This is a genomic window from Candidatus Wallbacteria bacterium, assembly GCA_028687545.1.
Taxonomy (GTDB): Bacteria; Muiribacteriota; JAQTZZ01; order JAQTZZ01; family JAQTZZ01; genus JAQTZZ01.
Map to the genome: position 1 here is coordinate 20,638 of JAQTZZ010000029.1, position 15,312 is coordinate 35,949.

The window sequence follows — 15,312 nt, forward strand, 5'->3', positions numbered from 1 at the left end:
AGATCTGTTTCTGAGTCGAGGGACAAGAATGGTCAATCGTCGGTCTCAGGATACATTGGTTTCTTGTGTCTCACGATATGGCCTTCGATCAGATAGATCACGTCTTCCGCAATATTGGTGGCTGAATCCGCGATGCGTTCAAGCTGTCTGCTGACTGAGAGATAGCTCAGCATCAGTTCCACCTGCTCAGGATTAATCCTGATTGCTTCGCTGATTTTAGCATACATTTCACGGTTGATGTCGTCCACTTCATTGTCGGAACCTCTGACTTCTCTAGCGGAATGGGCATCGTGCCTCATCAGGGCGTCCAGGCTCTCGCTCAGCATTCCCAGAGCCTTGGTTCGCATCTGCGAGTAATTGAAGGGTACCAGCACTGGCGGAAATTTAGAGAGATACAGGGTACGTTCCGCAATGTTCACGGCCAGGTCCCCGATGCGCTCGATGTCATGATTGATTTTGAGCACTGCCACGATGAAGCGCAAGTCCGTAGCTACAGGCTGGTAAAGAGCCAGAAGCTTAAGACACTCTTCTTCTATCTCCACTTCAGTGCGATCAATTTTTTTGTCTCCCTCGATGACTTTTTGAGCGAGTTCCGGATCAAGCTCCTCCACCGAACGTACAGCTTTCTGCACCGCGTCTTTGACGACTCCGGTGAGAGCCAAGATTTTGTCCTTCAGTTTTTCCACTTCGTGATGCAGATGGTTAGACATGTGCCTCCCTTTTCTATTCTATCCGTATCGTCCGGATACATATTCCTCAGTCCTTCTGTCATGCGGGTTTTCAAAGATCGCTGTAGTATCACCGAATTCGACCAGATCTCCCAGCAGCATGAAGGCTGTCTCGCTCGATACCCGCGCAGCCTGCTGCATGTTGTGCGTAACTATGATGATCGTGTACTTTTTCGCCAGCTCCCTCATCAGGTCTTCGATATGGCCTGTAGAGATAGGGTCGAGCGCCGAGCACGGTTCATCCATCAGAAGAACTGCAGGTTCCACAGCCAGAAGTCTCGAGATGCAGAGCCTCTGCTGCTGTTCAGGCGAGAGCGAAAGGGCAGGGGAGTCCAGTTTGTCCTTCAATTCTTTCCAGAGCATGGTGGCTGACAGGCTCTTTTCCACTGTTTCCAGGAGTTTTCCCCGCTCGAATTCTCCGTGTACCCTGGGGCCGTATGCCACATTTTCAAAAACCGACATAGGGAAAGGATTCGGCCGTTGGAAGACCATTCCCACCTGGCGGCGCAGCATGGTCATGCTCATTTCAGGTGAATAGATGTCTTTGCCGTCCAGCAGAATCCTCCCGCTGACTGTCACATGTTTAATCAATTCATTCAGCCTGTTGAAACAGCGCAGCAGCGTAGATTTCCCGCAGCCGGAAGGTCCGATGATAGCCGTGATTGTCTTTGGACGGATGAAAATTTCCACATTTCTCAAGGCCTGGAATTTTCCATAATAAAGATTCAGATCCAGAGCCTGTATTTTATAGTCCATCATCATCACCCGAACTGCCCGATCAGATATTCGTTAGTCCGCTGTTTTTCCGGTCTGGTGAAAAGCTTGTGTGTCTCACTGATTTCCACCAGTTCCCCCATTAAAAAGAAGGCTGTGCGGTCGGAAGCCCGGGCCGCCTGCTTAGTATTGTTCGTCACCAGGATGATCGTATGCTTTTCCCTGAGTGTTTCTAGGGCATCCTCGATCCTGGCGGTGGCGATCGGATCCAGCGCAGAGCAGGGTTCGTCAAAGAGCAGCACATCCGGCTGCAGAGCCAGCATTCTGGCCATGGACATGCGCTGTTGCTGGCCGCCTGAGAGGTTGAAGGCCGGCTGGTCCAGCCTGTCCTTCACTTCTTCCCAGAGAAAGGCTTCGCGGAGGGCATTTTCGATTCTTTGATTCTGACTGTCACCTGTTATACCCGAAAGCTTCAATCCGAAAGCCAGGTTTTCGCGGATCGTCCAGGGCAGGGCCACAGGCACTGCATAGACCATTCCCACCCTGCGGCGCAGTTCTGCCACATCTGTGTCTGAGTCGTAAATATCTTTGCCATCCAGCAGGATTTTTCCCGAATACGTAAAGCCGGGATTCAAGTCGTTCAGCCTGTTCAGCGCTCGCAGAAAGGATGTCTTGCCGCTCCCGGCAGGTCCGATGATTGCCAGGCGCTCATTTTCGTAAATATCAAGATTAAGATTTGAAAGAGCTGTTTTGCCGTTGAAGCTGACTGAAAAGTTCCGCACCTGGATTTTGATTTTATTCATCGCTCTTTTACTCCGAATCTTCGCATCAGCATGTATGCAGCCAGATTCAACCCGAGAATCGTCAGAATCAGCACAGACGCAGTGGCATAGGCGTTAGGCATCGAAATGCCTTCCCTGGAGAGGATATAGAAATGCAGGGCCAGAGTCCGAGAAGAATCCATCACAGACTGGGGCATCTTGAGCGCCGAACCTGCGGTCAGCATCACGGCAGCGGTTTCGCTGATGCTGCGGCCGAGCGAAAGTACTATGCCTGTGCAGATCCCGGGCAGAGCAGAACGCAGCACCACATTGGTCACCATCTGCCAGCGGGTACTCCCAAGGCCGTAACTTACCTCGCGATAGGAGTATGGAACAGACCTGATGGCTTCCTCGCTGGTACGGATGATGGTCGGCAGCACCATGATTGCAAGAGTGAGGGCTCCGGACAGCACCGAGAGGCCCATCCCCAGGGTAATTACGAAAAAAACGAAACCGAAGAGCCCGAAGATGATGGAAGGAATGCCGGCCAGACAGTCTGCCCCGAAACGGATCAGATAGGTCAGACGGCTTGCTTTGGTATATTCTGTCAGATAAATAGCTGTAGAGACTCCGATTGGAGCTGCGATCGAAACAGCAAGGCCCGCTACCATCAGCGTGCCGATGATCATGGGAAAAATTCCGCCCTTGCGTCCCATGCTGAGCGGGGCAGAGGTTAAAAACTCGAGGTTCAGGTAAGGCAACCCATGCGCCAGGATGTAACCAATCACAAAGATCAGCATCCCGATCGTGATCCCTGCCACAGACCACATCAGAGAGACTGCCAGGCATTGTGAACGGGCAGGAGTGAGTTTCATGGCTCCCCTGCCTTTCCGCGCTTTCCTGAGACATACAATGCGATCGAGTTCAGGATCATGATGATCACAAACAGTGTGACACCAGTAGCAAAGAGAGCCTGCCTGTGCTCGCCAGAGGCGTAACCCATTTCCAGGGCAATATTACTGGTGAGAGTCCTGACAGGAGAAAGAATCCCGTGGGGGATTTCCAGAGTATTGCCGGCTACCATGATCACTGCCATGGTTTCTCCGATAGCCCGGCCCATGCCTAAGATGACGGCAGCAAGGATGCCGGATCTGGCCGCTCTCAGCATCAGCATCCGGGTGGTCTGCCATTGAGTGGCCCCCAGTGCGATAGACCCTTCCCAATAGGAACGCGGTACTGCCCGCAGGGCATCGATGGAAATACTGGTGACAGTGGGCAGGACCATGATGCCCAGTACGATGGAAGCGGCAAGTACCGACAGTCCTGGTCCGCCCAGGTAATTCCTGATCAGCGGGACTATCGTGACTACGCCCATGAAACCATATACTACAGAAGGGATGCCTGCGAGAAGTTCAACTGTCTGTTTCAGGATTATGGACAGTCCGCTCGGGCAGAACTGGGTCAGCACTATAGCGAGCGAGAGTCCGAAAACCACACCGATCGCCATTGCACCCAGCGTGACCAGCAGGGAACCGATGATCATGGACAGGATTCCGAAATGCCCGTCCAGAGGCTCCCAGTCGCCGGAGAGAAAAAAATTCCCTGGCCCGATCCTGAGAATCACGGGCAACCCTTCCCAGAAAATGAAGACTGTGATCAAAAGCAGACTGGAAAATGCGGTCAGGGCTATCAATAACAGGATTGTGCTGACCATCTTCTCCTGTTTCATTTCGCGCTCACCAGTCCTTCGCTGGTCAGAATCTTCTGACCAGCATCAGACAGCACAAAATCGATGAATTTTCTGGTTTCAGGGTTTGGATCCCCTTTAACTACGAAAAGGAATGGACGATTCAGCTGGTAACTGCCGGTCTGAATATTCAAAACCGTGGCTTCCACACTGTCGATGAGCAGAGATTTCAGCTCTTTGTTCACCAATCCCAGAGACATGTATCCAATCGCGCCCCTGTCGCCTTTGACCAGTTCCTTGACTGCACCGTTTGATTCCTGAGTCAGGGCTGAGAAGGAAATGTGTTCGTGTCCCATCACCAGTTTGGCAAAAGCGTCGCGTGTGCCTGAGCCTTCCTCACGGGTGATCGGCCATACCTGGCAGTTCATTCCTCCAACCTGATTCCAGTTTCTGATCCTGCCGCTGAAAAGTCCGCGCAGTTGATCTACAGATAAATTTGAGATCGGATTTTCCGGATTGACCACAATGGCTAAGCCGTCCCTGGCAATCACTGTGGCAGTGAATTGCAGAGTCTCCTCTGAACTCAACAAGCGTGAGCACATGCCGATATCTGCGAGCTTGTTCCCTGCAGCTTGAATCCCCGCAGTGGAGCCACCTCCCTGCACTTCTACCAGCCGGGCATCCTGATGTGTTCTTGAATATTCGTCAGCCAGCAGTTCTGCAAAAGGCTGGATCGAAGTTGAGCCTACCACCTTCACATAGTTGGATCTCGAGCTTCCACATCCGAAGCAGAGGATTGAGGCGAAAATTCCTGCGATCAGAAAAATCAAAACTTTCCGGTTCGCCATCTGCTCCCCATGGGGGCTCTGATAAAATTAGTCTGATTATATCACAGGACTTCAGAAAAAAAGCAAGCAGTTTTTGTGGCAGAAAGATGTTCCCAGCAGACCGCTAAATCTTTCTTTGATTCTGGAAAACATCGGGTATAATTAAAGATAGAATCAGGGAGGGAATCAGATGAGAAAAATCGAAACTTCGTTGATCGTTTTAACGATTTTACTTTGCTGTTCAGCCAGTCTGTACAGTGAAGAAAAGCCTAAGACTTCACCCTGGCTTTCTGTGAATGATTTTCTCTACCAGCTGCAGAAATTCGACTTGAATGCAGCCGGAAAATCCAAATTCGACCTGGTTGTGACTGATTATTCCAGGGATGGTTCTGAAGAGCAGAAATACACAAAAGAGGAAATTGCTGCTCTTAAAAACAGTCCTGGGGGATCCAAGCTGGTTCTCAGCTACCTGAGCATCGGGGAAGCGGAAAGCTACCGTTATTACTGGGAAAAAAGCTGGGACGCGGACGGGGACGGGAAACCGGATGCAGGCGCTCCATCCTGGCTGGGGCCGATGAACCCGGAATGGGAAGGCAATTACAAGGTCAAATACTGGGATCCTGGCTGGCAGAAGATCATCTTCGGAGCAAAAGACAGCTACCTGGACAAGATTATTGACGCAGGATTCGACGGTGTTTACCTGGACATCATCGATGCCTATGAATACTGGGGTCCTGACGGGAAGAGCTGGATGACCCGTCCCACTGCAGAACAGCAGATGGTGGATTTTGTGATGGCTATGGCCAAATATGCAAGAGTGACAAAGGGAAAGCCTGATTTCGGAATTTTCCCCCAGAACGGGGAAGGTCTTTCCTCGCACAAAGATTATCTTGAAACCGTATCAGGGATCGGCAAGGAAGATACCTGGTATGACGGAAACACAGCCAATCCCTCAGGAGACATTGCGGGAATCCTCTCCAATCTGGATGTTTTCAAGAAGGGCGGCAAGCTGGTGCTGGTAATTGATTACGTGACCAAACAGGAGAAGATCGACGATTTTTACAATAAAGCCAAGGCTAAAGGTTATGTCCCTTATGCCACAGTGCGGCCGCTGGACAAGCTTACTGTCAATCAGGGGCATGAACCGGATTAGCACCGGTCATTCAGGAAGAATCAGCATGTAATCTGACTCAGAATCAAAGTAATATCCGCTTTCCTCGGCTGACGAGCGGATGAAGCGTTCGGAATCGCTGCCCAGGGCTTTCCGCAATCTGGATATATTCATTCTGAGATTTGCCCCGTCCGAGTCGCTTTCGTACTTCCGTCCCCAGACTGCCCTGAAAATCTCCTCAGGTGATATCAGCTTCCCGGGATTTCTTACCAGGATGGTCAGCAGAGTAACCAGCACCTTTTTTTTAAAGAAAGGAACTTTTTTCCCGTCCACAAAGAGTTCCCGATTCAGAAAATCCGCGAAAAAGGCGCAGGTTTTTCCCTGCTTCCTGAAATCTTCCAGCTCTTCCTGATTGCAGGCAAGGCTTCCCTGACGTCTGGACAGCACTATCCCTGAGCCTGATTTGAGAACATTCTCGATGAACCACTGGAATTCCACATCCAGCCTTTTGCGGAATTGTTCGGGTAGTTTTTCCCTGGTTTTATTATACTCTTCATTATAAACGCTGCAGTGTTCGTCAGCCTTGAGTTTTTCCGCCGCATAAAGAAAGAAAAGCACTCTGCTCAAAAGTTCCTGCTGGCTGCAGCTTTCTGCGAATGTCTTGACCTGCATAAGGTATGTGAGAGCTTCATCGATCCGCCTCTCACATAATAAAAACTGGGCATAATTCAGGTGAGCCCATTCCTTCTGCACCGGGTAGTCGATTTTATCGAAATATGAAAGAGCTGCCTTGTGGTGCTGCTCTGCAGCCTGCGGATTGCCGAGCCTCGTCTCTACCAGGCCCAGAGCGCTGTTCACGAACGCCATCGGGAAAATCCAGCTTTTACGCTCTGCAAGGGACAGGGCTTTTCTGTTCTCAGCCTTGGACTGCCTGTAATCGCCTTCCAGGAAATAAAGCTCTGCCCGCATGGAATAGTTGTAGACCAGGCCATACTTGTCCTTGATATTTTCCCGCACATCAGTGGACTCATCCAGGTATTTTCTGATCTTTCCCAGCTCCATGATGTCGAAATAGAAGACAGCTTTGTTGTATAACACATTGGCCAGCCTGCCGAGAGCGTTGTATTCGCGGAAGATCTTCTCTGCCCGTTCCAGGCTTTCGATGGCTTTGTAAACTTCCCCCCTGTGAGCGAGAAAAATGCCCAGATTCAGGAAATTCTTGGCCTGGAAAAACGGGTGGCAGTCCTCCCGAACCTCGCTGAGTGCCTTGCGGAAATATTCTTCCGCGCCTGCCAGATTGCCGAGATAGTTATAGCAGAGAGCCAGAGTGCTGTAAGCATCGGCCTGCTCATCCCTGGTGGGGTTTTTCGCGAGCCCGGATTCGAACAGGCGGACTGCTTCCGAAAACTGGCCTCTCCTGAAATTGAGCTTGGCTGAAAGAAAATCGCGGTTGATTTTTTTCTCCAGCCTGCCGAGCATTGCTTCTGCTTCCGCAAACTGCCGCCAGTAGATAAGGAGTTCGATCCTGTTTTTGAGCAGAATTTCACGCTTGTCGCCGCATTCGCCTTCCAGGGCCTGGTCCAGAAGGTGATAGATGTTCTCGCTCTCCTCGCCTCTGATCAGGATCTCATAAGCCAGCTTGCTGAGCACATCTACAGCCAGTTCATTGCGGCCTGCTTCGCGGTAATGGAAGTACGCCTCTTTCAGCTCCCCGAGCACAGGCTTCCTTTTGGCGGCAAAGATATCTGCAACTTCAGTATGAAATCGGATCCGATCAGTCTCAGCGAGATTTTCCGTAGCGCGGTTTCGCATCAGGTCGTGCAGGTAGACCCTGCCTTCACTGGTTGATTCCACCAGGTAATTATCCAGAAGTTTTCTGAGGGCAGTCCTGGAATGGCGGTCGAAGAGAGAAGGGAATTCCTCAAGTTTTATTGGAATCCGTAATACGGACAGGAATTTCAGGATGACCTGTTCAGCGGTTTCAAAAGTGTTCCAGACCTGTTCGAGCAGGTGCCGCTCCCGCTCTTCATCGAATTCCGAGGCTGATTCAAGCAGCGAGTCCAGTGAATATCCGCCTGTGACGAGCAGGCTGATGAAAAGTTTGAGGGAATAAGGATGGCCCTTGACTTTGTGGAAAATCCTATCCTTCTGCACTGCGTCAAGTTTTTCGATGCCGTGCAGCTCAAGGAGTTGGTCCATCAGAAGCTCAGCATCTTCCTGCTTCAGACCTTCCAGGCGTTTTTCGTGGATTTCGATCAATTCAAGAGGCGGCAGGGAAATCCTTTTTCTGGTGGCAATCACCAGATGCCCTTTTTTCAAGAAGCGTCCCTCACGCACCAGTTCAATTGTGGCTGGATTTTCGATCCACTGGAAGTCGTCGAGGAACAGCAGCAGTTCGTTCTCTTCCAGCATGGAAATAATGTCTGAAGCCGAAACCTTGACCTGGAAAAATTTCGTTTCACCTGTCAGTTCGACAGTTTTCTGGGTAATCTCAGCGAACAGATCCTGCTCGTTCCATCCTTTGCGGCATGAGATCCAGAGAATTCGGCCGGAAAAATCCTGCCGGTTGTTCAGCAGACCGGCAAAAGCCTGAAGAAACGAGGTCTTGCCGATGCCCGGAAGGCCTGCGATCACCAGTACTTTCTGGCTGGACAGCAGGTTTTCCAGTTCTTCCAGTTCCTGACTGCGCCCGCAGCTTTTTCGAGTGATTGCATCCGGCATCGGAATTCTCCTGAAAATGATTCATGATTCAGCAGGAATATGATAACAAAAAAATCTAATATTTTCAGGATCGTGCGTACCGGTTCAGAATCAGCCTAGTGGTTCACCACACTTAAATTTGTGATTTCAGCCGGAGTGCCGGGGATTCGGATGCAAGGCGCGGTGAGGAAGAAAATGTGGTGCATTTTCGACGAACCGCAACGCAGCAGACGGATCTCCGCCACCCGGCAATCAACGAGGGATGAAACATGATATCGGTCAGCTTCTTTGTCGCGGCTGTCGCGGCAACCAGCCCAGGTTGCCTTGTCGCCGCTTCGCGAATCTGTCTCGATCTCATGTTTCTGAAAACACAAATTTAAGTGTGGCGGACCACTAGTGGCGAATCATTAGAACTGTTCATTGGATGCAGATTAAAGCCAATAAAAATTGTAACAAAAGTTTTGCGGGCATATTGCTTGATAAAGGCCGAATCCACGGTATTGTTAATATTATGAAGCGGCTGCGGGTTACAGGGGGAAAAAGGACCAGAGTATAAGTGACCGGGCCTGTCAGCCGCTTTTGAATGAGGAAGAGTACTCCAGAAGAATCATACGGTATCATAAGGGGGTTATCATGAGTAAAGAAAATGTAATGGAAATGCTGTTTCTGGTCACCCTGATTGTCGGGGTGGGAGTATTGTTTGCAGATGAGGGAGTGCCTCAGGATCTGCAGGCACAGCTGACGCTTCAGGGCCAGAGCCTGAGCGATGAGGATGCGGTCTATTTCCCGCACGTGGAAATGAGGAATCTCGATCCTGTAAGTATTTTCCGCTATGCGAACGGGGAGAAAGTCAAACTGGACGGCACTGACGGCATCCTGCAATATACCAGAATCTGGGTGATCGGGGATCCGGCGAATATTACATCCGTTTATTTTTTGATCCACGGTGACGGCAATACAGATTATTCGGATTCGACTTCAAGTGACAGGAAAGCAATGGAAAAACACCTGAACGGGGAAGGGGCTGTCATCGCCTACCCGATCAGTTCAAGCGATCACTGGCCAGGCTTTGACGGGGGAAAGAACGGGGACCTGCTGCTTAAGATGTTCAGGCAGATCGAAAATGCGACAGGCAAGAAAAACCTGAAATTTGAACAGTTCAGCCTGTCAGGCGGCGGCAGGGTCAATCATGCCCTGCTTCGCCTGATCAATGAAAAATACGATTCAGATCAGGATGTGAAAAATTTCGTTGATAACAGCGTGAAAGGCATCCATGACGGGGACTCTCTCTGCTATTCCATTGATTCCATGCGTGAAAATTACATCAAGGCTGTCAAGAAATTCACCCAGGTCAGATTCTGCTTCATCCACAACACTTCAGGTTACATGCAGTATGTGCACAGCCATCACAACAAAATCGCTCAGACAGTTGGCGATAAGAGCTATCCTTACGGCGGGTCCCTGGAACTGGATAACGGCAGGCTGCGCTTCTGGGCAGCAGACATTCACTGGCATGCCTGGTGCACACAGTTCGAGAAGGTCTTTTTCGGCGGCCCCAATTCTCCGAACCCGAATCCGTCGCCTAACCCTTCACCGAATCCCGCACCAAACCCATACCCGGATCCGACTCCTAACCCTGAGCCCAATCCGTCTCCTACACCAAGTCCGGAGCCGACCCCGAGTCCCAGCCCCAGCCCGCATCCCGGACCGTTCGTGCCGTCCGTGAATCCGAACATTCATCACTGATGAGAAAGTAGGGGAGGACGGCCGTCCTCCCTTACGAAGATAGATTACCAGAAAAGCCGCCTGAGAGCGGCTTTTTTGATTGGATCGGAAGTGCGGGGTGTGGTATAATTTTTCTGGAATTTATTCTGAGCTAAAATCTGCATTATTACCAGAAATTCCAGAGAGGATCGGATGCACTGCTTCTGCCTGTATTTTTTTTCGTTCATTATTTTCATGATTTTCATATCCGGCTGCGGAGCTCCTCCAGAGCCTGTTGTGCAGGAAAACGCGAATTCTACCCAGACAGGGGAAGTAATCTACCCGGTAGTCTATGGTGGTACTTTAGTGGATTCCGCAGGGGCCAATCCGGTTTCACTCAACCCGCTTCTGACTAACGACACTGCTTCCGGAGCCGTCACTGGCATGGTGTTTGACGGACTTCTGTCCTATGACGATAACTATGCCCTGCGGGGAGACCTGGCCGAGTCCTGGGAAGTGTCGGCAGACGGGATGAACATTTCCTTCAGGCTCAGAAAGGGAGTCAAATGGCACGACGGGGTGGAATTCACTGCCGAAGACGTGAAATTCACTTATCAGAAAATGATCGATCCTAAAGTGGACGCTCCATTCCGCAGCAGATTTGTGATTATAGATTCAATCGAAATCATTGACCCTTACGATCTTCGCGTGCATTACGGGAAGCCTTTTTCGCCCGGGCTGGAACGCTGGGTTTTTCCGATCATCCCGAAGCACATCCTGGAAAATGAGGATTTCAACAGTTCCAGCTTCAACCAGAAACCGATCGGCACTGGCCCATACCGTTTCGTGGAATGGATACCTGACGACAGGGTAATCCTGAAGGTCAATCAAGATTACTTCGCAGGCAAGCCTTTCATCTCCCAGTGGATTATCCGGATCATGCCCGACAATTCAATGGCTTTCCTTTCTCTCAAGCGCGATGAACTGGACCTGATGGGCCTGACCTTAGACCAGTATGTGAAACAGGTGGATTCGGAAGAATTCAGGAAGATGTTCAATGTTTACCATTATCCCAGGGGCGATGTGTTCCATTATGTGGGATACAACTTTCTGAAGCCGATCTTCCAGGACAGGAGGGTGCGCAGGGCACTGACCATGGCGATCGACAGGCAGAAGCTCATTGACGAAATTTTTTACGGATATGGGCAGATCACAACTGGCCCCTTTTCCATGAAGGCCTGGGCTTATGACAAGAATATCAAGCCCTGGCCATATTCACCTGAGCAGGCTAGGGTCTTGCTGTCCGAGGCAGGCTGGAAACCGGGGCCAGACGGCATACTCGAGCGGGATGGTAAGAAGTTCGAGTTCGAAGTAATACTTTCCGGACCGGACAAGACCAGGGAAATGATCGCCAACGCGATTGCAAGCTACTGGGAAAGCGTGGGAGTCAAAGCTCATCTGAAGACAATGGAATGGAGCGTATTTTTGAAAGCGCTGAAAGAAAAGAATTTCGACGCCACTCTGGGTGCATGGAGCGTAGGCCCGGAACCGGACCACTACCACATCTGGCATTCGTCGCAGATCCCGGATGTTGCAAAGGAAAAAGCGGGCAGCAACTACATTTCCTATTCCAATCCTGAAGCAGACAGGCTCTGGGACGAGGGCAGGGCGACTTTCGACATGCAGAAGCGGAGGGAAATTTACGGGAAAATCCATGCTCTGCTCCATGAAGATCAACCCTATACATTTCTCTTTGTCAAGGAATCGATTGTAGCTGTCAATAAAAGGGTCAAAGGAGTGACCATCACGCCCAGCGGACTAAACGAATCTAAATTCTGGTACATCCCCGAAGAACTCAGAAAATACTAGCAACAATCTTATTTTTTCACTGATCCGACCGATCAAAGTAATGGCTGAGTCACTTCAGCCGGCATTCATTGCGTTGAGCCGGTTAATTGCGGTTTACCCAGGAATGGCTGCCAAAACAAGCGATTGGAGACTAGAATGAACATACCCGAAATTGCCGTAAAGCGCCCTGTGGGCATCACAATGATCGTAATGGTTTTCCTGCTGCTGGGCGGAGTCGCCATGTTTTCCCTGAACGTGGACCTCTATCCGAACATCGACTATCCTACCGCATATATCAGGATTCCATATCCAGGAGTGTCCCCGGCGGATATGGAAAGCATAGTCACCAAGAAGATCGAGAACGAGGTGAATGCCCTGGAAAACGTGAAAGACATCAATTCCCGCTCCCAGGACGGGGAAGCCGGGATCGGGGTGGAGTTTGTCTGGGGTACTGACCTCAATCTGGCCTTGATCGATCTGAGAGACAAGGTGGAAGCAGCCAAGCGAAGACTTCCCCGCGATATCGATCAGATCAGGGTGATGAAGCAGGACATGAATGCCAGGCCGATCATGGACATCGCTCTGGCTGGTGATTTTGACCCTAAAACCATGCGCACGCTCGCCGAAATTGAGATCGCCCCCGTGATTCAGCGCATACCAGGAGTGGCTGCAGTCGATGTGTCAGGAGGACTGCAGCGCGAGATCAAAATTCAGGTCAATCCCACCACTCTCAATTCCCTCGGCCTGACCATCAATGACGTGATCAAGGCTGTGAACGTGGACAATCAGAACACGCCTGTCGGAGATATCAATGAAGGATCGTATCAATACATGGTGCGTTCTGTCGGTGAGATCCAGAGACCTGAAGATTTCGGTAAAATAGTGGTCAAAAAACTGGCTGACAGGCCAGTTTACTTAAGCGAACTGGCTGTGATCGAAGACTCCAACAAGGAAATTTCAACTCTCTCGCGGATGAATGGAAGGCCTTCGGTTACGCTGGGAGTCAGAAAAACCCAGGGCGCGAATCCTGTGCTGATTTCTGATGCAGTCAATCAGCTTCTTCCGCAGCTGGAACACAAATATCAGAATAAAATCAAGTTCGTGATCGGGAATGACAGTTCTACATTCATCAATGAATCCATGCAGATGGTCAGGGAAAGCTGTCTGGTCGGCGGATTTCTTTCCATTTTTGTCATCTATTTCTTCCTCCGGAATTTCCGGGCCACCTTCATCATCGGCACCAGCATCCCTCTCGCAATCATCATCACCTTCCTGATGATGTATCTGAAAAAGGGCATGACCATGAATCTGATCACTTTAGGCGGCCTGGCGCTGGGCATAGGAATCATGGTGGATAATGCGATCGTTTCTCTGGAGAACATTTATCGTTACATCCGCCTGCACGGAAATGAAGACCGCGAGAAATGCGCGATCGAAGCTACCAATGAAGTGATGATGGTGATCCTGGCATCCACACTTACCCATATCGTGGTTTTTGTGCCGATCGGCCTGGTTCCCGGGGCTACCGGGGAAATGTTCTTCAATCTGGCGCTCACGATCATTTTCGCTGAAATCGCCACCTACTTTGTGGCGATCAGCTTTGTGCCGATGCTGGCTTCAAAGATACTTAAAGTCGAGGCAGAGCGGAAAGAACCTCTGATGGACAAACTGCGGGCCATTTACAAGCGCAATCTGCGCTGGGTGCTGTCCAGTCCGCTCAGGCGCTGGGGATACATTTTCCTGGTGGCAGTAATCTTCGGGCTTACTTTTGTCTTCCTGCCTGCCATGGAATTTTTCCCGTACATGGACAGAGGCGCATTCAGCATCAGATATGCAACTCCTGAAGGGACCACGATCGAAAAGACCGACGAAATCGCCAGACAGATTGAAATTGTTCTTAAGAAATACAAGGATGCAGAAAAAGTAATTACCCGTGTCGAACTGGGACGGGGCGACTTTTCTGTGATTGTACCTCCGATGGGTAAACGTGCCATGAGCCTCAAGCAGCTGATTAAAAAGGTCAGAGAGGATGTCAGTAAGATCAGCGGCTATACCCGTATCACTTATGCTGAGCAGAAGCTCGGCCAGTTTCACGGGCATGGAACCGGTAAACCCATCGAGATCGAGATATACGGCGATGAGTTTCCTGTAATCGAAGCTCTCTGCCGGAAAGTGGCGATTGCGATCAAGAGGGTCGAAGGATTGAAGGATGTTGACGACGGCGTGGAAAAGGGCAGGCCTGAAGTCAGGATCGTGTACGACAGGGAAAAGCTCAGGGATCTGAAACTTGATCTGGCCACAGTGTCGGATATGACCAGAAGTTATGTTTTCGGCAATGTGGCAGGCAAGTACAAGGAAGCCAACGACGAATTCGACATCCGCGTGAAAGCTTCGGATGAATACACCGATAAAATTGATAAACTCAAGGATCTCAAGCTTGTAGTCGACGACAAGACAACAGTGCTTCTTTCACAGGTAGCCAGGATTGAATACGGCAGCAGTTACACCACGATCAGGCGCAGAAATCTCAAACGCCTCCAGATGGTGGAGGCCGATATCCAGGGCCGGCCCCTGCAGGCGGTTTCCAGTGACATCCAGAAAGTGCTCTCTGGCATGCAATTCCCTGACGGCTATTACTACCAGTTCGGCGGGGAAGAGGAAGACCGGAAAGAAGCTTTCCGCAATCTGATGATGGCCATGCTGACCGCATTTCTGCTGGTATATCTTGTGATGGCTGTGCAGTATGACTCTTTCACAGATCCCTTTGTGATCATGTTCACCATTCCTCTTTCGATTATCGGAGTGGTGCTTTCCTTGAAGATAATGGGGATGGCGCTTTCCACCACTGCTTTGATCGGAGTGATCATGCTGGGAGGAATTGTCGTTAACAACGGTATTATTCTGGTCGATTTCATCAATCACCGCCGGATCAAGGAAAAGGAAGACAAGATCACGGCTGTCCTTGAGTCAGGCGCGATCCGGCTGCGGCCGATCCTGATGACTGTGCTGACTACCATCCTGGGCATGCTGCCGCTGTCTCTGGGAATAGGAGCTGGAGCCGACTTTTTCCAGCCGCTTGCAGTTACTGTAATCGGTGGACTGACTATCTCGACTCTTTTTACCCTGACTTTCATCCCTGTGCTCTATGTCATAATGGACAATGCCAGAGAAAGAGTGATGAAATGGGCTCAAGCGAAAATGTGATATAATTCTTACAAATTGTCCGAAACCG

The 15,312-nt window shown here is 50.4% G+C and carries 12 protein-coding genes; 4 read left to right on the forward strand and 8 right to left on the reverse strand.

The window, feature by feature from the left end; genetic code table 11:
* Window positions 1-32 precede the first annotated feature (32 nt).
* Genes phoU through PHW04_12205 form a run of 6 tightly spaced genes read right to left on the reverse strand, consistent with a single transcriptional unit; the run spans window position 33 to window position 4,738 of the window.
* Window positions 33-710: a phosphate signaling complex protein PhoU gene (phoU, locus tag PHW04_12180; protein MDD2716640.1), complete on the reverse strand. Its 678-nt coding sequence runs from the start codon at window positions 708-710 to the stop codon at window positions 33-35.
* Window positions 711-728: 18 nt separating this feature from the next.
* Complete coding sequence (pstB, locus tag PHW04_12185) at window positions 729-1,484, reverse strand: phosphate ABC transporter ATP-binding protein PstB (GenBank protein MDD2716641.1); 756 nt, start codon at window positions 1,482-1,484, stop codon at window positions 729-731.
* A gap of 5 nt (window positions 1,485-1,489) precedes the next feature.
* Window positions 1,490-2,245 (reverse strand): phosphate ABC transporter ATP-binding protein, encoded by a 756-nt coding sequence (locus tag PHW04_12190; protein MDD2716642.1) that lies wholly within the window; start codon window positions 2,243-2,245, stop codon window positions 1,490-1,492.
* Complete coding sequence (gene pstA / locus PHW04_12195) at window positions 2,242-3,078, reverse strand: phosphate ABC transporter permease PstA (GenBank protein MDD2716643.1); 837 nt, start codon at window positions 3,076-3,078, stop codon at window positions 2,242-2,244. The genes PHW04_12190 and pstA overlap by 4 nt, the downstream gene beginning before the upstream one ends.
* Entirely contained in the window at window positions 3,075-3,932 is an 858-nt protein-coding gene (pstC, locus tag PHW04_12200; GenBank protein ID MDD2716644.1) for a phosphate ABC transporter permease subunit PstC, read from the reverse strand. The genes pstA and pstC overlap by 4 nt, the downstream gene beginning before the upstream one ends.
* Window positions 3,929-4,738 (reverse strand): phosphate ABC transporter substrate-binding protein, encoded by an 810-nt coding sequence (locus PHW04_12205; GenBank protein ID MDD2716645.1) that lies wholly within the window; start codon window positions 4,736-4,738, stop codon window positions 3,929-3,931. The genes pstC and PHW04_12205 overlap by 4 nt, the downstream gene beginning before the upstream one ends.
* 169 nt (window positions 4,739-4,907) lie before the next feature.
* Here PHW04_12205 and PHW04_12210 point away from each other — a divergent pair, with 169 nt between their 5' ends.
* Entirely contained in the window at window positions 4,908-5,870 is a 963-nt protein-coding gene (locus tag PHW04_12210) for an endo alpha-1,4 polygalactosaminidase (GenBank protein MDD2716646.1), read from the forward strand.
* Window positions 5,871-5,876: 6 nt separating this feature from the next.
* Here the strand turns inward: PHW04_12210 and PHW04_12215 are convergent, their stop codons facing one another.
* Window positions 5,877-8,549, reverse strand: a complete 2,673-nt coding sequence (locus PHW04_12215) for a winged helix-turn-helix domain-containing protein (GenBank protein MDD2716647.1) — start codon at window positions 8,547-8,549, stop codon at window positions 5,877-5,879.
* 612 nt (window positions 8,550-9,161) lie between these two features.
* On the opposite strand from PHW04_12215, the gene PHW04_12220 reads away from it, so the two are divergent.
* Window positions 9,162-10,274 carry a hypothetical protein gene (locus tag PHW04_12220; GenBank protein ID MDD2716648.1) on the forward strand — a complete coding sequence of 371 codons (1,113 nt, stop codon included), beginning with the start codon at window positions 9,162-9,164 and terminating at the stop codon, window positions 10,272-10,274.
* 44 nt (window positions 10,275-10,318) lie between these two features.
* Here the strand turns inward: PHW04_12220 and PHW04_12225 are convergent, their stop codons facing one another.
* Window positions 10,319-10,480, reverse strand: coding sequence for a hypothetical protein (locus tag PHW04_12225; protein MDD2716649.1), 162 nt, complete (start codon window positions 10,478-10,480; stop codon window positions 10,319-10,321).
* 7 nt (window positions 10,481-10,487) lie between these two features.
* Here PHW04_12225 and PHW04_12230 point away from each other — a divergent pair, with 7 nt between their 5' ends.
* Both PHW04_12230 and PHW04_12235 read left to right on the forward strand, forming a co-directional pair.
* Entirely contained in the window at window positions 10,488-12,101 is a 1,614-nt protein-coding gene (locus tag PHW04_12230) for a peptide-binding protein (GenBank protein MDD2716650.1), read from the forward strand.
* A gap of 135 nt (window positions 12,102-12,236) precedes the next feature.
* Window positions 12,237-15,284, forward strand: coding sequence for an efflux RND transporter permease subunit (locus PHW04_12235; protein ID MDD2716651.1), 3,048 nt, complete (start codon window positions 12,237-12,239; stop codon window positions 15,282-15,284).
* Window positions 15,285-15,312: the final 28 nt, after the last annotated feature.